At 54.0% G+C, this 19,182-nt stretch carries 16 protein-coding genes; 3 read left to right on the forward strand and 13 right to left on the reverse strand.

What is annotated here, in order from left to right:
- Positions 1–86 precede the first annotated feature (86 nt).
- Positions 87–2,087 carry a tetratricopeptide repeat protein gene (locus FPL19_RS00770; protein WP_150909675.1) on the forward strand — a complete coding sequence of 667 codons (2,001 nt, stop codon included), beginning with the start codon at positions 87–89 and terminating at the stop codon, positions 2,085–2,087.
- Between the two features lie 109 nt (positions 2,088–2,196).
- Here FPL19_RS00770 and sbcB read toward each other — a convergent pair whose 3' ends face one another.
- Positions 2,197–3,642, reverse strand: coding sequence for an exodeoxyribonuclease I (gene sbcB, locus FPL19_RS00775; RefSeq protein WP_150909677.1), 1,446 nt, complete (start codon positions 3,640–3,642; stop codon positions 2,197–2,199).
- A 46-nt stretch (positions 3,643–3,688) separates the two neighbouring features.
- Entirely contained in the window at positions 3,689–4,435 is a 747-nt protein-coding gene (locus tag FPL19_RS00780; protein ID WP_225314240.1) for a hypothetical protein, read from the reverse strand.
- 276 nt (positions 4,436–4,711) lie between these two features.
- Between FPL19_RS00780 and FPL19_RS00785 the strand changes: the two genes are divergently transcribed.
- Both FPL19_RS00785 and FPL19_RS00790 read left to right on the forward strand, forming a co-directional pair.
- Entirely contained in the window at positions 4,712–5,722 is a 1,011-nt protein-coding gene (locus FPL19_RS00785; RefSeq protein WP_150909679.1) for a response regulator, read from the forward strand.
- Positions 5,723–5,724: 2 nt separating this feature from the next.
- A complete protein-coding gene (locus tag FPL19_RS00790; protein ID WP_150909681.1) occupies positions 5,725–6,693 on the forward strand; it encodes a sensor domain-containing diguanylate cyclase in 969 nt (322 codons plus the stop codon).
- 52 nt (positions 6,694–6,745) lie between these two features.
- Here the strand turns inward: FPL19_RS00790 and FPL19_RS00795 are convergent, their stop codons facing one another.
- From FPL19_RS00795 to FPL19_RS00845, 11 genes are all read right to left on the reverse strand, one after another.
- Entirely contained in the window at positions 6,746–7,114 is a 369-nt protein-coding gene (locus FPL19_RS00795; protein WP_150909683.1) for a histone-like nucleoid-structuring protein, MvaT/MvaU family, read from the reverse strand.
- Positions 7,115–7,317: 203 nt separating this feature from the next.
- The gene (gene tviB / locus FPL19_RS00800) at positions 7,318–8,580 is read right to left on the reverse strand and encodes a Vi polysaccharide biosynthesis UDP-N-acetylglucosamine C-6 dehydrogenase TviB (protein WP_150909685.1); all 1,263 of its coding nucleotides are present in this window, start codon (positions 8,578–8,580) and stop codon (positions 7,318–7,320) included.
- A 35-nt stretch (positions 8,581–8,615) separates the two neighbouring features.
- Positions 8,616–10,013 (reverse strand): MBL fold metallo-hydrolase RNA specificity domain-containing protein, encoded by a 1,398-nt coding sequence (locus tag FPL19_RS00805; protein ID WP_150909687.1) that lies wholly within the window; start codon positions 10,011–10,013, stop codon positions 8,616–8,618.
- A 56-nt stretch (positions 10,014–10,069) separates the two neighbouring features.
- The gene (locus FPL19_RS00810; protein WP_150912341.1) at positions 10,070–12,010 is read right to left on the reverse strand and encodes a polysaccharide biosynthesis protein; all 1,941 of its coding nucleotides are present in this window, start codon (positions 12,008–12,010) and stop codon (positions 10,070–10,072) included.
- Between the two features lie 92 nt (positions 12,011–12,102).
- Positions 12,103–12,657, reverse strand: a complete 555-nt coding sequence (locus FPL19_RS00815; protein WP_150909689.1) for a sugar transferase — start codon at positions 12,655–12,657, stop codon at positions 12,103–12,105.
- Positions 12,654–13,601 (reverse strand): UDP-glucose 4-epimerase family protein, encoded by a 948-nt coding sequence (locus FPL19_RS00820; protein ID WP_150909691.1) that lies wholly within the window; start codon positions 13,599–13,601, stop codon positions 12,654–12,656. The genes FPL19_RS00815 and FPL19_RS00820 overlap by 4 nt, the downstream gene beginning before the upstream one ends.
- Positions 13,598–14,833 carry a glycosyltransferase family 4 protein gene (locus FPL19_RS00825; protein ID WP_150909693.1) on the reverse strand — a complete coding sequence of 412 codons (1,236 nt, stop codon included), beginning with the start codon at positions 14,831–14,833 and terminating at the stop codon, positions 13,598–13,600. Before FPL19_RS00825 ends, FPL19_RS00820 begins: the two co-directional genes overlap by 4 nt.
- On the reverse strand, positions 14,830–15,903 hold the full coding sequence (gene wecB / locus FPL19_RS00830) for a non-hydrolyzing UDP-N-acetylglucosamine 2-epimerase (RefSeq protein WP_150909695.1): 1,074 nt from the start codon (positions 15,901–15,903) through the stop codon (positions 14,830–14,832). Before wecB ends, FPL19_RS00825 begins: the two co-directional genes overlap by 4 nt.
- A complete protein-coding gene (locus FPL19_RS00835; RefSeq protein ID WP_150909697.1) occupies positions 15,900–17,129 on the reverse strand; it encodes a glycosyltransferase family 4 protein in 1,230 nt (409 codons plus the stop codon). Before FPL19_RS00835 ends, wecB begins: the two co-directional genes overlap by 4 nt.
- Positions 17,126–18,238, reverse strand: a complete 1,113-nt coding sequence (locus tag FPL19_RS00840) for a glycosyltransferase family 4 protein (protein ID WP_150909699.1) — start codon at positions 18,236–18,238, stop codon at positions 17,126–17,128. Before FPL19_RS00840 ends, FPL19_RS00835 begins: the two co-directional genes overlap by 4 nt.
- Positions 18,235–19,128, reverse strand: coding sequence for a dTDP-4-dehydrorhamnose reductase family protein (locus FPL19_RS00845; protein ID WP_150909701.1), 894 nt, complete (start codon positions 19,126–19,128; stop codon positions 18,235–18,237). The genes FPL19_RS00840 and FPL19_RS00845 overlap by 4 nt, the downstream gene beginning before the upstream one ends.
- Positions 19,129–19,182: the final 54 nt, after the last annotated feature.

Here is a 19,182-nt window from a genome sequence, read left to right on the forward strand (position 1 = left end):
CAGGGTGATGTCGGATTACGCCTTTGGCGAATCCGACCTACTTTTTGATCGCAGTGACTGCCGCGGCAGGTTTTAAGAGGTGTTCCATGCAAGCCAAGCATCAGTTCCAGGTATCCGAATCCGCAGAGGCTCCCGCTGCCCGACTGATTCTTCAGGCCCATCTGGCCTACGGAGAATCCAACAGCAACGGGCTAAGCCATATACAACGGCTGAAGTCCCGGCGTGAATGCCAGTCATACCTGACCCAGGCGCTGGCGCTTGAGCCAGATAACGCTGGTGCACTAGGATTGCTTGGCCGGGTCGAGATGGACAACGGCCAGCTTGAGCGGGCCCATGCCCTGTTCACGGCCAGCCTCAATCATCAGCCGGGCCAGACACAGCAGTACTGCAACCTGGGCTACTGGGCGCTGAAAACCGAACGGCCGGCTCTGGCGGAGCAGTACTTCATTCAGGCTCTGGAAGTCGACCGGCAATCCGCCGCCGCTTTCTGCGGCATTGCCCACTCCCGACGCCTGCAGGGTCAGTTCGACGTTGCTTATCTGCATTATCGCAAACTGCTGGAAACCGGCCTGGAATGGCCGTCCGTCTACAGCGGCATGCTGGCCTGCGCCGGGCACCTTGAGGTGCACAAGGCCGACGAGACTCTGGCGCGGGATGCCATCGCTCTGCTGCGTCATGATGGCCTGCCCCACCAGGACATTGCACGGTTCGCCGGCGCCATCATTCGCCAGCAATATGACCTCGATAATCCCGACGCCCAGATTGCCCTGGACGCCGCCAGCGAGGACGAACTACTGATTCTGGCCCTGGGAAAAACCCTGATGCCGGATCCGGCAGTGGAAGAGCTGGCCACCCTGCTTCGCCGCGCTATCGTGGCGGAGGTTGCACAGACCGTCGAGCTTCGTGATGAACTCCAGCCTCTGGCCCTGGCACTCGCGCTTTACGCGGACCGCACCGGCTATGCCCTGGATGCGGAGGACGATGAAGAAAGGCTGGTGTCGGCCATCAACAGCAGCATCACCGCGCAACTGGCCCTGGGAGAGGGGCAGGATGAAATGATCGGCTCGCTGATCATCAGTGCCATGTACGGTGCACTCTTTCAGCAGACATTCGCGGTTCAGCTCGGGCGTTGGAACATGGTTGACTGGCCCGTTGGCCTGCAACCGGTAATGGCCGCCAGCTACTACAATCGCGCCTCGGAAGAAGCCATCAAACAGAACTTCAGTGAAAAAGCCGAAGAACTGAGCCTGGATAAAGCCGACGTGCCGCAGGCCTGGCCCAGCTGGTCAACGCTTTCCTACCGCTCCCAGAGCAGCCTTAAGGATGCATTTACCCAGGAGCTTGGACTGTCCGCGGACCACTGCCCGGACACCCTGCGAATTATGGTATGCGGTGCCCAGTCCGGCCAAAGGGCTCTGGAGCTTGCCCATTATCTGAGCGATGTTGAAGTCATTGCAGTGGATGAATCCCTCGCCAATATCGCCAGCGCCGCCCGCATGGCAGAGGACCTGGACGTTGCCAATATCGTATTCTGGCCCTGGTCCATCGCCCAGCAGTTTGTCGCAGATGGCCACCAGGTACACTGGATCGAGATCGGCCGCCTGCCCTCGCCGGCAATGACGGATCTGTCCCTCGCCGCGCTGGTCAATGAAGCCTCTGTCTCCGGTGCTGTTGTGCATATGCACACCGCCATCGCCGAACAGTCCTCCGCTGACAAACAGATTCGCCGGCTGATTGCTGAACACAAGCTGGCCCCGAATCGCCAGACGCTTCGCCAACTGCGCCGCATGGTTCTGACCAACCGCAATGAGACCACCTGGCAGGAGCTGGTTGCCGACCCGGATTTCTACAGCCTGGGCGGCTGCCGCGACCGTTGGTTCCGCCCCCAGGATACCGGCCAATTGCAGGAACTGATGGCCATGGTCAGCAATGAAGTGGATTGGAAGCTGGTGAAAGCCCGGGACACCGATGGCCACAGTCTGGCCATCGGGCCGGTGCAGAAGCAAATACAGGCAGAGGCGCTGGGGAGCGAGGTGCAGAGTCTGATGGGGCAGGGGTTGTCGGTTTATTTTCAGAAGCGGAGATAGGGGATGTTGTCGGATTACGCTTTGCTAATCCGACCTACGGGTGCCATGAATGCTGCATGTAGGTCGGATTAGGCCCAACGGGCCGTAATCCGACAAACCCAACTCCCCGTCACACGTATGGAATCAAAGACTCCCCATACAAATGCAACTCCTCCAGAATATGCCGCTTCTCCGCCGTAAGCTCCGGATCAGCCGCCAATCGCTGCAACTCCTGGGCATAGGCCTCAAGTGAGCGCCACCCCTTCTTCGGATTCATCAGCCGCTGGCTGCGGAACTGTTCCCAGCGCTCCATTTCCTCACCCATCAGAGTATCGGGATAATTCCGGGCCCGGTAGCGGAACACCAGTTCAGCAAGGCGGTCGTCCTCAAACTGAACCTCTTGCTCGCCCAGCGTTTCCAGGGGTTGCTGTAGCAGCCAATTCAGTGTTTCCCGGTCCGATTTGCTGATAAAACCACCGGCGTACAGCTGCTCGTCCGGGTCAGTGAGGTCGCCCTCATGGGGCTGATCAAAGGCTTGAGCTATTCGGGCAGGAAGATCCGCTGCCTCCCGCAACAGTGAAAGGTTGCGGCGCAGGCGCTCGCCGTCCAACTCAAGTGACGTCAAACGTTGTTCCGGTATGGATTTGAGCATGGCAGACGGCGCCAGTACCGGGCACTTGTTCAGCTGTATGCCCTTGAGCGCAAATCGGCTTGTGCCTTCCCCCAGCTCTGCCTGGGAGGTAAATACCCGCTCCCGGATCTGCTCCGGTGTAGCCTGGATCAGTTCGGTTGGGTCTTCCCGCAGGTCGTAAACAATCACCAGGTTCTTATTGGTAGGGTGCTCGGCTACCGGCGCCACCATGGCGCAGCAGCCCCGTGTTGCAGGGTATTTCGCTGATACGTGGAATACCGGTTTCATAGTCGCGGTATCCAGCATCGCCCGGGCGGAATGCTTGTCCTTGTTCTGCAGCACGAAATCAAACAGCTTTGGCTGCTTTTCCTTGATCAGCCGCGCCATGGCGATGGTGGCTTCCACATCCGACATGGCATCGTGGGCGCTTTCATGGGCGATGCCGTTGGCCGCCGTCAGCTCTTCCAGACGAAAACTGGGGCTGCCGTCTTCTTTCGTGGGCCAGTTGATACCTTCAGGCCGAAGCGCGTAGGTCAGCCGCACCATGTCGATAATATCCCAGCGGGAATTGCCGTTCTGCCATTCCCGTGCGTAGGGGTCCCGCAAATTGCGGTACAAGGTATGGCGGGTCACTTCATCGTCAAACCGCAGGCTGTTGTAACCCACGGCACATGTGCCGGGCTGACTGAAAGCTTCGTTGATCTGGGCAATAAATTCCGCCTCCGGAAAGCCTTCCGCCAGCGCTTTCTGAGGGGTGATTCCGGTGATCAGGCAGGCCTCGGGAGATGGCAGGTAGTCGTCCGCAGGGCGGCAATAGATAATGAGGGGGTCTTCAATAATGTTCAGGTCGGCATCGGTGCGAACGCCGGCAAACTGACAGGGCCGATCGTGGATGGGGTCGACCCCGAAGGTTTCGTAGTCGTGCCAGTAAAAAGAGCGGATCACCGTTCAGGACTCCTGCGCAGAATCAATTGGATTGCTGCGCAGTCTATCAGAACATGCCTGTACCGCGATCCACGTAATGGGTGCGCTCGCGGTCAACGCCGTTCTGCAAGGTCGTCATATCCAGGGTCATGCTGGTGGGCAGGTTCATGAACACGCCCTGCGGGCCCCGAATCGAGCCGGTACCATTGAGCTGCTGCCAATCCACCGATTCCTGCTGGAACGCCATGAACAGGTCGTTGGTGAAACCCACTGTGCCATCGTCGTTATCAACACCGATATCCATGGACCGGATGTTGGTAAGGGGAACGCACTGATCCGCACTGGCGCAGGAAGTGCCATCGGCGCCAGCGATGCCAATCTGGGAGGCACGATGGTTGGTGGCAACACCCGCATCGTCAAACAGGGTGGCGTCTACGACAGTGCCATCGGCCTGTTCAAGCTTGATACCCAGGTTACCGCTGAAGCTGGCGAAATTACCGGAGAGCGTGCCCCGCGCTTCACCAAACCCCATACGGAAGCCAGACAGTTCACCGTCGCGCCTTGCCAGCTCGAAATACGGCTGCGCGCCCTGAAAACGCACGACGTCATCCACGTTGTAGGTCTGGCCATCAATCTGGGTGCGGTTTTCATCACGAACGTAATGGCCCAGCGCCAGATCAGACACGTCCAGATCCGCGCCCGCATCATCACCACCGATAATGGCGTTATCAACATTGAGACGGGTTTTTACATCCATGCCCATGGTCACGCGCGTGAAATCATGGGTAACGCCATCTATGTTGTTTACGGTCATGAGCGCCTGCCCCTGAACCTGCCTCATCTCACCGTCGGTGATAGGCTTCAGCTCAGCCGTTGCCCAGGTGGAAAGCATTCCCAGGCAGAGGGTCAAGGGGACAACATACCAATGTGCATCCTGTCTCATCGTATTGTGTCTCTGTTTGTAACATCTTGTTATTGCCGCATTGTCATAGTAACTCGAGCAGACCGGCCAATAGAGTGAGGCAGTTCACAGGCCATAGAATTCCGGTATCTCACTGCTATACTGAAGAAAATAATAAACGGAGCACCCATGACCATCCGCGTTCTCATCTGCGATGACTCCTCCATGGCGCGCAAACAGATGGCTCGCGCCCTGCCAAAAAACTGGAAAGCTGACGTCACCTTTGCCTTTGATGGCCTCAATGGTCTGGAAAAACTCCGGGATACACAATCCGAACTGCTGTTCCTTGACCTGAACATGCCGGAAATGGACGGTTACGAGGTGCTCAAGGTCATCCGCGAACAGGATCTGCCCGTGCTGACCATCGTGGTTTCAGGAGACATTCAGCCGGAAGCCCGGGAACGCGTTAAGAAACTTGGCGCCATCGACTTCATCAAGAAACCAACTGACATGGACGAGGTTGCCCGCATACTGCGCGAATACGGCTTTCTGCAGCCCGAAGAGTTTGAAAAGGAAGGCACCCAGCCCGCAGGCGAAGCGGTCTCCGCCCAGATCAACCTGCCAGACTATCTTCAGGAAATCTCCAACGTTGCCATGGGGCGCTCCTCGGACCTGTTGGCACGGCTGTTAAAGGTCTTCGTCAAACAGCCCATTCCAAGGGTGGAAATGATCACCACCAGCGAGCTAAGCATGGCCATCTCAGCTGCGGATACCGACACCCCGTACTCTGCGGTGTGCCAGGGCTTTATCGGCGCCGGTATTGCCGGCGAGGCCATGCTGCTGTTCGCCGACGCCAACTTCGAGGAAATGGCCAAACTGCTTCTTTACGACGAGAGCAACACCGGGAACCTTGAGGTAGAAGTGCTGATGGACATGTCCAGCATCCTGTTCGGCGCCTTCATCAACGGCATCAGCGACCAGCTGGACATCAAGCTTCGCCTGGGCCACCCCACCGTCCTTGGCCAGCACCGCAAGGTCGGGGATCTGCTGGAGTACCACCGCACCAGGCAGGAGAAATTACTGTGCATCGAGATCAGCTATGAGCTGGAAAATACCGATATCAGTTGCGACATGCTGATTCTGCTCACCGAAGACTCGGTGCCCTTCCTGGAACAACGACTGCACTACCTGGTGGACTGATCATGACCATTGACGAAACAGACGCAACGTCCTTCCACTGGCTGGTGGACATGCTGGAATCCGTGGAAGTGGGCCTGGTCATCATCGACCTGGACTTCCGCGTGCAGGCCTGGAACGGGTTCATGGAACACCACAGCGGTATCTCCGCCAGCAAGATCCGGGACCGGGTACTGTTCGATGTGTTCCCCGACATCCCCCGGGCCTGGCTGACCCGCAAGGTGGATTCAGTGGCAATGCTCAACACCCGGGCGTTTACCTCCTGGGAGCAGCGGCCTTACCTGTTTAAATTCCGCAATACACGGCCAATCACCGACACTGAAGAATTCATGTTCCAGAACCTGACCATCAGCCCGCTTTCCGGCACCAATGGCCAGGTGGAAAAAGTCTGCCTGATGGTTTACGACGTCACCGACATCGCCACCAGCAAACGGGCCCTAGAGAAAGCCAACGAGCAGCTGGAAAAACTCAGTATGACCGACCGCCTGACCGGCCTGTTGAACCGCGGCACCTGGGAAAACCTGATTGATGCCGAATACGAGCGCAACCGACGCTACGGCCACCCCACCTGCCTGGTGATGTTCGACATAGACCACTTCAAACCCGTGAACGATACCCACGGGCACCTGGCCGGCGATGAAGTCATCAAATACACCGCTGATGTGGTCAGAAAAAGCCTGAGGCAATCGGACATACCCGGCCGCTACGGCGGCGAGGAATTCGGCATCATCCTCCCGGAGACCGACGCCGAAGGCGCAAAAACCATCTGCGAACGCATCCGCGAAACCATCGAGAAAAGTACGGTCAAAACCACTGTGGCGGATATCCAGTACACCGTCAGCATCGGCATCGCACCGCTGACCGATGGGCCTGAAAACTATATGCAGTGGTTACAGCAAGCGGATCAGGCGTTGTACGCGGGCAAGGCAGGAGGCAGGAACCGGGTGGTGGTATTCGGGGAAGAGTATATGTAGGTCGGATTAGGCCCAAAGGGCCGTAATCCGACACCAGGTCAACGACGGGCGATCAATCCTGCTGCCAACCCTGAACCGCTTCCTTGCCGTGCTTCTTGCGCCACTCGTTCAGCGTCTTATGGTTGCCACCACGGGTCTGAACCACTTCACCGGTGTGCGGGTTCTTGTACGTCTTCATCGGACGCTTCGCGCGGCTTCCGCCAGCCGAGTTCGCCTTTGTACCGGCAATCGTAGGATCGATGGCAGACAGAATCTGCAGCACATCCTTCGGCGCCTTTTTGTATTCTTTCATCAAATCGCGAACTTTGTTTTCGAACTCCAGTTCACTTTTCAGCGCCTGATCCTGCTCCAACTGCGCCAGTTCTTCCGAGAGCTTTTCCATAAGCTGCTTTTTCTGATAATAGTCGTTGATCTTTGCCATGGATAACAAAACCCTTTATTTACGTTTTACATTTTATGAAATAAGTGCGTGATAAATCACTGCTTGATGAAAATGACCGGAAGTCGAAAACAATCATAATGTAACGATGTATCTATAGCAAAAATTTCGACTTAATGCTGTTTAATCCATAAAAAAAGGCCGACTTTAAAAAGCCGGCCTTTCTTAAATCCAGGGCAGATTATTTACAATCGGAGATCCGCCTCGCCTAATGGCAGCACACCTTTCAGATCAAACAGAACGCCCTCGGGCTTCATAAACGAACGCAACTCTGCAGACGTCTTCGCGGCATATTCACGATGTGGAACCGCCAGCAATAGCGCATCATAAAAACCGGCCTTCGGATCCTGGTCAAGGGATATACCATATTCCTCTTCCGCTTCTTCGCTACTTGCCCAGCAATCGGTAATATCGACATGGCATCCGAACTCCTTCAGTTCTTTAACCACATCAATCACACGGGTATTACGAAGATCCGGACAATTCTCTTTAAATGTGAACCCCATAATAAGCACTTTGGCATTGGCCACGGTATGGCCCGCTTTGATCATGGCTTTCACAAGTTCGGATGCAGCGTAAGGCCCCATGCCATCATTCACCCGGCGGCCCGCCAGAATAATTTCAGGATGGTAGCCGATGGCCTGGGCCTTGTGAGTAAGGTAATAAGGATCAACACCGATACAGTGACCACCCACCAGCCCGGGTTTAAACGGCAGGAAATTCCATTTGGTAGACGCCGCCGCGATGACTTCATGAGTATCGATCTTCAATCGCGAGAAAATCATTGAAAGCTCGTTCATCAACGCAATGTTCAGATCGCGCTGGGTGTTCTCAATCACTTTGGCCGCTTCCGCCACTTTAATAGAACTGGCCTTGTGGGTGCCGGCGGTAATCACGCTGGCATAAAGTGCATCCACTTCATCCGCAATCTCCGGCGTCGAACCCGAAGTCACTTTTTTAATAGACGTCACCCGGTGCTCTTTATCACCCGGATTAATTCGCTCCGGGCTGTAGCCCGCATAAAAATCTTTATTGAACGTCAGGCCCGACACTTTTTCCAGAACAGGAATACACACCTCTTCTGTTGCCCCGGGGTAAACCGTGGACTCATAAATAACGATATCGCCAGACATGAGAACTTTGCCCACACTCTCACTGGCTTTCACCAACGGGGTAAGGTCCGGGGATTTGAATTCATCAATGGGTGTCGGCACGGTAATGATATAAATCTGGCAATCCCGTATGCCTTCCAGCGAATCCGTAAAAGAAAGCCCCTTTGAAACAGACAATTCCTCCCGGGAAACCTCACGGGTAAAATCAAAACCGTCCTTCAGTTCGGCAATTCGCTTCGCATTAATATCAAAGCCGACAATCTCGCGCTTTTCCCCGAATGCCGCGGCCAGGGGCAAACCGACATATCCGAGGCCGACTACGGCGATCTTTTTCATGATTCACACAATCCTTTACAGGCAAATAAACGGGTTCAGGCTATACCGGGAATCATTATCCCTGTAAGCCCGACAGAATGAAATTGGCTCTTGAGGGATTCTTTGGCATCAGAATCACCATGCACAATCCGAATTTCCGACGGGGTTGGCTTTATACCGGTTACAAACCGGATCAGATCCGATTGCCCCGCATGGGCGGAATAGCCACCGACCTTGTGAACACGGGCGCGGATGTCATATCGCTCGCCACCCAGCTCCACCCAGCCGCCACGGGGCCCGTAGTTCAGAATATCCCGGCCCGGCGTGCCTTTGGCCTGGTAGCCCACAAACAGCACATCGTTGCGCTTATCCCCCAGCATCGCTTTCAGGTAGTTCACCACCCGGCCGCCGGCACACATGCCGGAGCCGGCCAATACCACACAGGGGCGATGGGAACGCGTCAGGTAATCCACAGCGTTCAGGTGATCCTCATGGCTGTTGATCACCGTGAGTTGCTCAAACGATAAGGGGTGCCTGCCCCGCTTTACCAACTCCGTCGCCTCCGCATCCCAGAAGGGTTTCAGGTCGCGGTAGATTCTGGTGAAGGTGGCGGCCAGTGGGGAGTCCACAACAATCTCGAGATCCTGCCAGGGCAAATCCGGGGCAACGTCCTCGCTGCCGAATTCATGAATCAGACTCTCAATCTCATACAGCAATTCCTGAGTCCGCCCGATACTGAACGCCGGGATCAAGACCGTACCGCCGTCCGCCAGCGCATTCTCCAGAATGGCCTTCAACCGGTAACGCCTGTCTTCCCGGCTTTCATGATCCTTGTCACCGTAGGTGCTTTCTATAACCACCCGATCAGCCCTTTCTGGCGACACCGGCGCAGGCAACAAGGGCGAATGCGGCGCCCCGAGATCGCCGCTGAACACAACCCGCTCGAACTCCCCGGTGCTTTCCGCCTCGCACTCCACGTAAGCGGAACCCAGGATGTGCCCGGCCCGCTGTAGACGTACGGAAAGGGACGCATCCCCATGATCAAACACCCGATGCCACTGGCCATAGGGTATCGGCACCAGGCGGGAGCGAATCAGCCCCAACACCCGCTCGATCAGTTCACGATCCCGTGTGAAGCCGATCTTCAGGGCATCCTCAAGAATTTCCGGCAGCATAATAGCCGAGGGCTCCGAACAGATAATCGGCCCTTCAAACCCCGCCGCCAGAAGATAGGGAATCCGCCCCACATGGTCGATGTGCACATGGGTAACGACCAGGGCCTCGATATGGCCAATCGGGAAATCAATGGAAAGGTCGGATGCGCTTGCGCCCTGCCCGGCTTCTTCGCCCTGGAACAGGCCGCAATCGATAAGGATACCGGCATCGCCGGCCACCAGTTCATGGCAGGAACCGGTTACGCCTGACACCGCTCCGTGGTGTTTTATGTTGATCACTGAGTACATCCTTGTGTTGTTCACTCCGTCGCTACCTGAGAAAGCGCCAACTGCGCCTACACCGACAACCGCCGCACCTTCTCGTCCTGGCTTTCTTCCAGCACCGCTGCCGACTGCCCGTTGCGCCAGACCAGGTCTTCAAGGTCGCCGCTGGGGGCGTAGCCGGTGTTGGCCTTTTTCAGTACTTCGATAATGGTATCGCAATCAAAAGATTCGCTGGCGCCTTGTAGCTGATTGAGTAGCTCCTCAACCCGATCCCATGGCAGCGAGGCCTCACGCGCCATCATAATGCGGGGGTGGGAGGTGCCCCGAGGGTCGTCGCCAATCAATAATTCTTCAAAAAGCTTCTCACCTGGACGCAAGCCAGTAAAAACCACTTCGATATCGCCATCGGAATCATCCGCCGTTTTTTCAGCCAGCCCCATGAGATGAATCATCTTACGTGCCAAATCCGCGATTTTTACGGGCTCGCCCATGTCCAGCACAAACACCTCACCCCCAAGGCCAATACTGCCTGCCTGAAGCACTAACTGGCTTGCCTCCGGAATGGTCATAAAATACCGGATGATTTCAGGATGGGTCACAGTGACCGGGCCGCCTGCACGGATCTGGTCACGGAACAACGGCACCACAGAACCGGAAGACCCCAGTACATTCCCGAAGCGCACCATGGAAAAAACCGTCTTTTCCTGTCGCTGCGCCAAGGCCTGCAATACCAACTCGGCCATCCGCTTACTGGCACCCATCACGCTTGTGGGGCGCACCGCCTTGTCCGTGGAAATCAACACAAAGCGCTCGACGCCAGCGGCAATGGCAGCCTCAGCTGCGTGCCAGGTGCCGAACACGTTATTCTGAACACCTTCTATCACATTGTGTTCTACCAGCGGCACGTGTTTGTAGGCGGCAGCGTGGTATACCGTGTCCACACCGAAGGCAACCATGGCAGCCTCGCAACGCTGACGATTGCAAACATTACCAAGTAATGGATGAAGCTTTACCCCAAGCCCTTCCGCCTGATTTATGGAACTCAGCTCCCGCTCAATGGCGTAGAGCGAAAACTCAGACTGATCAAACAAGACCAGGGTATGCGGGCGATGCCGAATAATCTGGCGGGACAGTTCAGAACCAATTGACCCTCCGGAACCGGTCACCATGACTGACTTCTGATATAGGCTTTCGGCAACCACTGCGGAGTCTGGCCGGACCGGATCCCGTCCCAGAAGATCCTCAAGCTCCAGATCACGGATATCGATAATTCGCGCCTGGCCAGCCACCAATTCCGACATGGACGGAACAGTTTGCACGGGGAGGGCAAGCGGCTCGAGGTTCTTCATCAGTTTCTTTCGGTCAACCTGCGAAGTCTCATCCAGCGCCAGCAGTATCCTTTGCACGTGGTGCTTCTGCATGTGCGAGGCAATTCGATCAATACTGACCACCGGCAGTCCATTGATCATTGACTTGTGACCTGCAGGATCCAGGGTCACAAAAACCACGGGCCGAAAATCCGCCCCCTGCTCCAGCGCTGAAGCCAACTGCATACCCGTTTCACCGGCTCCTACAATGGCTACCGCCTCTTTTGCTAGATGCTTGGGACGGTTCACAATCATTCGCACGCCAAGGCGGCTGCCGCTAACAAACAGGAACGCTATGGCGCCATAAATTACAGGTACGGAACGAGGAAGAAACGCCTGGAACAGGTAGCCCAAAACAATAAAAGAAACACTGGAAGCAATGACACCATATATGATGGTAAGGAAGGCCCTATCCCCAAGAAACCGGATCACCGCACGATAGAGACCCAATCGAATAAATAGAAAGATAGTGAAAACGACGGTCACAACCGCAACCATCAGTTGCTTCTGCGAAGGCGCCCAGAGGTATTGCTCCAGGCGAAGCGCATAAGCGGCCCAGATCGCAAAAAACAGGAAAAAAGCGTCCGAAAGCACGGACACCAGCCGCTTCTGATAACGGGGCAGGTCCAGGAACTTTCTAATAATGTAATTATTGCTCCCGCGTCGATCGTCGCTCAAGAACAAACCTCCACGTTAATGTTGGAAATAGAGTCCGGACAACGGTCATCTCCCCCGCATTATTTGCCGGGCACCCTGTCACCACGACCCTTGCCAAAAACTGTCATCAGAATGTATTTAAAGTAAGCAGCCACCGTCAGGTTTTCCAGCATTTTCTGGTCAGTCTCCGCCAGAAGTAGCGGCGTCGACATGTCGATATCGTTAACCTGGGCCAGGCCGGTAATCCCAGGCCGAGCGGTCAATACCCCGCGCTTCTCCCTCTCGGAAATCAGATCTTCCTGACTGAAAAGGCAAGGCCGCGGCCCTACCAGGCTCATCTCGCCCTTCAGAACATTCCATAGCTGGGGCAACTCATCCAGTTTGGTTTTTCGCAGAAAACGCCCGAAAGGTGTAATAGCATCTCCGCTCGCTAGATGGCTGGCGACTGAAGCGGTGTCTTTTCTCATGGTCCGGAATTTAACCAGAGTAAATGGCTTTTTGCTTCGCCCTACCCGCTCCTGACTAAAAACCGGAGAGCCAGTGTCAAAAAGTCCGACCAAAAAAAGAACCATCAGCACAGGAAACCCAAGCAGTAATCCCGCTAACGAAAATAAAACGTCCAGCAATCGAATCACTCACGCCTCTCCTCAGCAAAACAACGCCTGAGCCCATCCTGAGACCCGAGCGGAGGGCGCCAACCAAGAAGATCACATGTCTTGGTTATGTCTACCTGCAAAGATCCCAGAACACGTTGTGCCATTTCTTTTTTTCCTAAAATGCCTGCACCGATCATCAGCAGTTTTGAAGGAATGGACACCAGTCGCGCGGGTTTGCCCATTGCGTACGCGACGCCTCTCAATAGTTCGGTCGTTGACAGGTCCTGCCCATCGCTCGCCAGAAAAACCTGATTGGCGGCGGCGGGGTGATCCAGACAGGTAATAACCAGATCCACAAGGTTCGTTAATGCAATAAGAGACCGCTTGTTATGAACAGACCCAAAAGGCAAAGGTATACCTCTATCAACGAGCTTAACTAAAGTTGCGAAGTTGCCTTTCACGCCGGGCCCATAAACAAGGGGAGGACGAATAATCACAAGCTCCATACTGTTTTCTTCTACGAGCGCCTGAAGTGCTTTTTCTGCTTCCAGTTTTGATAAGCCATAGGCATCCTCAGGTGCTGGCTGGTCGTCAGCGGTAAACCGCCTCCCAGGCAGCGTCTGCTCACCATTAACTTTTATAGAGCTAACAAAAATGAATCGCTTCACGCCTGCAGCTACAGACTGCTTCGCCAGGTTCAGAGTGCCCTGAACATTAACCCGCCGGTACTCAGCTAAAGGGTCGGCCACTTCATCCTTCATGACATGGGCCCTAGCCGCTGCATGAATCACAACATCCTGGCCCACAAGCGCAGAGGCCCAGTCGGTCTGTTCATTCAGTTCGCCCGCTAGAAAAATGGTCCCCGGTACTGAGGAGGTTGACCTTCGGACAGCACTCGTCAGAGCGACGCCCGGTTCTTCCATAAGAGCGGAAGCCAACTCTCTACCAACAAATCCTGTAGCTCCTGTTAACAGAACTTTCATAACGGATCCTCAGGAAATAAAACATCGGCAAACTGGTGAGCTAGCTGACTGTATTCATATTGATCCAGTGCTAACTTTCGCCCGTTGTTGCCCAGTGTCTGCCTTTGCTCAGCGGACATTTCATACAGTTTCAACACGGCTTCTGACAACTTTGCCTCGTCCTGAGCCGGCACCTGCAAACCCGCTTCCGCCTCTTCGACCGGCTTATAATCGTCGGAATCGACGGCATAGATAATCGGCTTGCCGGAGTATAGATAGTCGAAAAGCTTGTTTGGTGACACCCCAAACCTGAATATCGGGTCTTTTGTCAGGCCAATATAACAGGCATCAAATTTCGCAAGCATTGCCTGAATTTCTATCTTGGGGATGGGATCAACAAAGTAGACGTTTTTGAGATTTTTGCGGATAACCAGTTGCTTTAGAACGCGCTTTTCCTTACCCGCGCCAACAAGCACGAAAGCAATCTCAGAATATTCTTTCAGTCGTTCTGCTGCCGCGATTAACGTATCCAGTGCATTGGCAGTCCCGATTGCGCCAGTATAACCCACAAGAAATTTGCCTGAGGGAATCTGTTCAAGGGCCAGGGAATTAAGTGCCGCTTTTTGACTCACTTCCAGGAGAGAAAATCCGTTCGGGATCCAGAAAAACTTTCTGGGATCCATCCCTCTGCTGATCATGTGGTGCACAGAGTTCTTCAGATTCGATATTACTACGTCCGAATCTCGATAAGCCTTATCCTCAACCCATTGCATAAGACGAATAAATGGATGGGATGGCCGATGCCCCCCTATTTCAGTCAACGTAAGCGGCCAGATATCTCGCACTTCAAAAACCAGCCGGGCTTTAAACCTTTTTGACAGTTTCTTTGCACCCAGGAAAGACAGAAGGGAGGGGGACGAGCATACAATTACGTCCGGGGAATCTTTAATAAACTTTGAGAGCTTGATGATGCGCCAGGAGAAAAGAAGCCAACCCAGTGCCCTTATTTTACTGTGCGCTTCTGAATAATCTGGCATGTTTACCCAGACAACGGTAAATCCCCCTTCTCCCTCAAATCGGAACGCCGAATCAAAAGAAGGTTTCTCCCGCAGCAAATGATGAGAAGAGGAGGTGATCAGATATACCCTGTAGCCCTGCTTTGCCAGTTCCTGGCCCAGATAGTAGTGGCGTCCCGCATAACCATACTGAGGAGTAGACGCGTACTGATTAATAATCCAGACCGTTCTGCTCACAAATGGGCCTTAACCAGCTCTTCCACGATCCTCTGAGAGGCTTCCCCACCCCCGTACAGATGCTCAGTATCCCTGACTTCACGGCCAAGATTACGCGCAACGGCATCGAAAATTCCCCGCTGGTCTGCGCCGACCAGTTCGTTTGCGCCCGCTTCTATCAATTCGACCCATTCCGTCTGATCGCGAAGTGTCACACAGGCTTTACCAAAGAAAAAAGCTTCCTTCTGCAAGCCGCCACTATCAGTCATGACCAGCTCGCTGTGGCGAATAAGCCAGATCATCTCCAGGTAACCCACCGGGTCAATTACACGCACGTTAAGCTCCAGCCCCTGTTGCTGGATCAGTTTGCGCGTCCGGGGATGTAGTGGCAGGACGACAGGGGCAATTTCCGAATGAATGCGATTCAGTGCCTGCACGATGCCGGCAAGCCGTGCCCGGTCATCGGTATTCTCCGCACGATGAAGCGTGCCCAATACAAACTTTTCTGGCCATCCTTCGGACGACTGGGGGCACATGGATTTCCTGGCAAACATCAGCGCAGCGTCCTGCATCACATCGCCGACCTGAATACAGTCAACGTTTTTCTGATCAAACCCTTCATTGCGCAGATTCTGGATTGCAGTCGAAGTCGGACAGAACAGAAGGTCACTGACCTGATCCGTCAGAATACGGTTAATTTCCTCCGGCATCCGCATATTGAAGCTTCGCAGGCCTGCCTCAACATGCGCCACCGGGATATGCATCTTTGCCGCAGCAAGAGCGCCGGCCAGAGTGGAGTTGGTATCCCCGTAGACCATCACCCGGTCCGGCCGGTTTGCGATCAGGGCCTGCTCGATCTCGATCAGCATACGACCGGTCATCTCTCCGTGGCTGCTGCCATGGATGTCCAGTCGAATATCCGGCTTTGGAATCCCCAGTTGATTGAAGAAAATGTCGGACATATTCTCGTCAAAATGCTGACCGGTGTGGAGAATGGTCTCTTCAACCTGATCGCTCTGTTGTATGGCACGCGAGACCACACTTGCCTTGATAAACTGAGGACGGGCACCGACAACGGTCAATATTTTCATAGAGCACAACGATCCTGAAGTTGTATAAGCTTTATTAAACTGGCAACCGACTCTTCACGGTTAAATGCCACAGCGACTCTCTCAAACCCCTTTTGGCCAAGGCGAAAACGCTGCTCGGGTGATTCGATGAGCTCATCTAGCAGCTCTGCGAGAGCCCCCACATCCTGCGGATCCACCATCCCCCCAAACGCCTCACCCTGTTCACCGACAAGAAGCTCGGGAATTCCGCCGGTGTTCGTCGAAATTACGGGGATCCGGAAAGACATTGCTTCCATCAGGCTCACGGGGATACCCTCATGCACGCCACCACCCAGATCCTGGCTGGGTAGCACAACGATATCGATCTCCGAATCGGCATACCAGCGAAGCAGAGTGTCGTGGGGAACATGACCTGCAAACCGAACAAAATGGTTGATACCCAGTTCAGCAGCCATGGACTGAAGAGAATCCTTCAACTCCCCTTCACCCGCAATAATCACCTCGAACCCGGATTGAGCTCTCAATCTCGCCAATGATCTGAATAGAAACTCATGGCCCTTTACCGGCACCAGATTCGCGGGACACAGAATCTTCAGCCCCTCGTTTTCTTTACGGTCCGCTTTCAGGCTTCGCGTCTCCGCGGACGGAACACCTACGCCCAGATGAAGAACCCGTGCTTTGCCTGAATCAAGGGGCGCACGTTCTTTCGCCAAACCTTTGCCACTTTCCGATATAAACCTGATAAAAGTGGCCTTCTCAAATTTTTCTGCCAGAAGGTTTCCGGCAACAATATCACCCCGATGCGCAGAGGCACTCCACCCAATACCGGTGATATCACTCACGATCATTGCAAGGGTTGCAGGCGTCGTCAGCCAGTGGGCGTGGATGTGGTCGACGGTATTAGCAGAAATATAATCAGCCAGCCAAAATGCCCTGGGAACAATGACCCAATTTTTTAGCGTGTTAGTGCGGCTTTTAGAGATTACCCCGCGAAGTATCCTGAGCGTAAGAAAGGGACGGAACAGAACATATTTCAGAAACACAAGAATGGTTCGTGCCGTCAAACCCCTTGCTGAAATCAGCCTACAGCGATCATGAAGCCGGAAGTTATTCGGGCTACCGCGCCTTACCACGGTGGGGAAGATGGAAACATCATTTCCGGAACGAGCCATCTCATTGGCTTCAGCGATCACAAAGCTCTCACCCCGGCCGAATGGCGCGGAACTCGTTGCGATCAGAATCCTCATGATCCAACAAATGACTCAAGGAATTTCAAGCGATCCAGCTCTTTATTCCTGTTCGCCAGATGTTCTTCCGCAAACGCCCTCGCCTTCAAACGCAATTCAGCATTTTGAAATCCGGAATCAATAAAATCGCCAATCGAATCCATACCCTCTTCAACGTTCTTCTCATAATTCCCAAGATTCAGAAAAAACGAGGCACCGTCACCGATATCGGTATCTGTGTAGCCGGCGATAACAGGAAGCCCGTGAGCCAGGTATTGCCTTACTTTCAGCGGGCAAGCCTCGTTCATTTTATTTCTGTGAAGAGCCAGTGTCCCAATGCCGAAATCCATTCCACATAAGAGATCGCTCAAACTCTCGCTATCCAGGTATCCATGACTGACGACATTCTTCAGATCTCTTCCAAAAAACCTTGCGCACTCGTCCACCGATGGGCCGACGATGTGGAAAACCACATCCCTGCGGCGCATCGCCATCTGCCGTATTTTGTCCACGCCATGCCAGGACTGGCTCGGTGAACCAACGAATACCAGATTTGGCACCTTATTACTGGTTTCCCGCACAAACGGTATCACTGACGGATCAATACCATTTGCCAGAATAATGTGCGGCTTATCAAGAAAACTGAAACTATGCGAAACAGCCAATTCGCCAGAGACAAACACAAATCCATCGGCACAACCAAGGGAGAACCTTCGCGCAAAGGCGTTGTATATGCCCGTTAGGCGCCCCCTGCCCAGGTACTCCGATTTATCATCAGAATTAATTTCAACCACTGTGGTTTTCGCAAACGTCAGAAGCTTTCGAACGCCAGGGGCCGGGAAAAGGTAACGAGTGTAGACAAGATCCGGCTGTATCGAATGCAACTGACTGAAAGCGCTACGGTATTGACGGGCAAGGCGCTGAAAAATCTCGAAATGCCGCGCCCCCGGAATCCTGAGGCCACGAAATTCAGACTTCGCCCCCCCATCCGACTCATGATGATTAATGGCATGATAGACGGGAATAACTTCGTGCCCTAACGAGCGCCAGGACTCAATCTGCCCAAGAATCTTTTGCTTGAGCCCGGGATGACCTTCCAGATCTTCACCAATCAGATAGGCTATCTTCATAGCGTGGCTGAATGAAGTGCCGCGCCCGACGTAGAATGGAAATGCCGCATGTTTTCAATCAGATGTTTCCACTCTGGGGCTCTATAACCCGTTGCACCATAAAACCTGTCGCTGGACAAAGAACGATCTATAACCACATCGTCATCTTTAATAATCTGGATGTTTTTCCCGTACTGCTCGGCAACAAGTTCTAGCAGATCATATTTCGAGATCGGCTCTGAAGAAACGTGGTAGAGACCACTTAATTCAGGTCTTGGCAAAACGAAATCCTTGATGACTCTAGCCATTTCATCGGTCGGCAAGCCGGAGAAAATAGCTTTTGAAAACCCTTTGACAGAGCCAGTCTGCGCCAAAAACCATTCCAGAAGAGCATATCTGGAATCCAGTTCATGGCCAATAATCGACGTGCGAAGCGTGACGGCACTTGCCCTCTCTGTCACTTCACCGATGTATTTGGATTTACCGTAAAGATCTCCAGCATCTGAAATGTCTGACTCGCTGTAGTTTCCCCTCTTCCCGGAAAATACGCAGTCTGTGCTCACATGAATCAGCCGGCTTCCGCTCAACTCGCAAAGGTCTGCAATTCGGTGAGGCAACATTGAATTGATTGGCAACGCAACCAGCGGGTTATTCGCGTCAGACACCTGCTTGATCAATCCAATGCAGTTGATAACGGCATCAGGCTTAACTTTTCGGAATACAAAGGCCAGGCTGTCTGCGTCCAGAACATTTATGCCAGCTATAACTTTCTTAGTGGTTTCAACCGGTAATAGAGACGTTTTCCGGGAATCGCGCGCCGAACCCCAGGCTTCGTAACGAGCGTCATCAGACAGCACCTTCAGCACTGCACTCCCAAGCATGCCGGTGGCTCCAAGCACGAGAACACGCATAACCAAACCTCTCAAATCCCAATGTAAACCAAAAACTAAAGAAAAACGTCTGGC

Source organism: Marinobacter halotolerans, from assembly GCF_008795985.1.
Taxonomy (GTDB): Bacteria; Pseudomonadota; Gammaproteobacteria; order Pseudomonadales; family Oleiphilaceae; genus Marinobacter; species Marinobacter halotolerans.

Excerpts from the sequence above, each read along its gene's own strand:
- FPL19_RS00770 (WP_150909675.1), top strand. The coding sequence starts at position 87 with ATGCAAGCCAAGCATCAGTTCCAGGTATCCGAATCCGCAGAGGCTCCC.
- FPL19_RS00780 (WP_225314240.1), bottom strand. The coding sequence starts at position 4,435 with ATGACCGTAAACAACATAGATGGCGTTACCCATGATTTCACGCGCGTG.
- FPL19_RS00785 (WP_150909679.1), top strand. The coding sequence starts at position 4,712 with ATGACCATCCGCGTTCTCATCTGCGATGACTCCTCCATGGCGCGCAAA.
- FPL19_RS00790 (WP_150909681.1), top strand. The coding sequence starts at position 5,725 with ATGACCATTGACGAAACAGACGCAACGTCCTTCCACTGGCTGGTGGAC.
- FPL19_RS00795 (WP_150909683.1), bottom strand. The coding sequence starts at position 7,114 with ATGGCAAAGATCAACGACTATTATCAGAAAAAGCAGCTTATGGAAAAG.
- tviB (WP_150909685.1), bottom strand. The coding sequence starts at position 8,580 with ATGAAAAAGATCGCCGTAGTCGGCCTCGGATATGTCGGTTTGCCCCTG.
- FPL19_RS00820 (WP_150909691.1), bottom strand. The coding sequence starts at position 13,601 with ATGAAAGTTCTGTTAACAGGAGCTACAGGATTTGTTGGTAGAGAGTTG.
- wecB (WP_150909695.1), bottom strand. The coding sequence starts at position 15,903 with ATGAAAATATTGACCGTTGTCGGTGCCCGTCCTCAGTTTATCAAGGCA.
- FPL19_RS00835 (WP_150909697.1), bottom strand. The coding sequence starts at position 17,129 with ATGAGGATTCTGATCGCAACGAGTTCCGCGCCATTCGGCCGGGGTGAG.
- FPL19_RS00840 (WP_150909699.1), bottom strand. The coding sequence starts at position 18,238 with ATGAAGATAGCCTATCTGATTGGTGAAGATCTGGAAGGTCATCCCGGG.
- FPL19_RS00845 (WP_150909701.1), bottom strand. The coding sequence starts at position 19,128 with ATGCGTGTTCTCGTGCTTGGAGCCACCGGCATGCTTGGGAGTGCAGTG.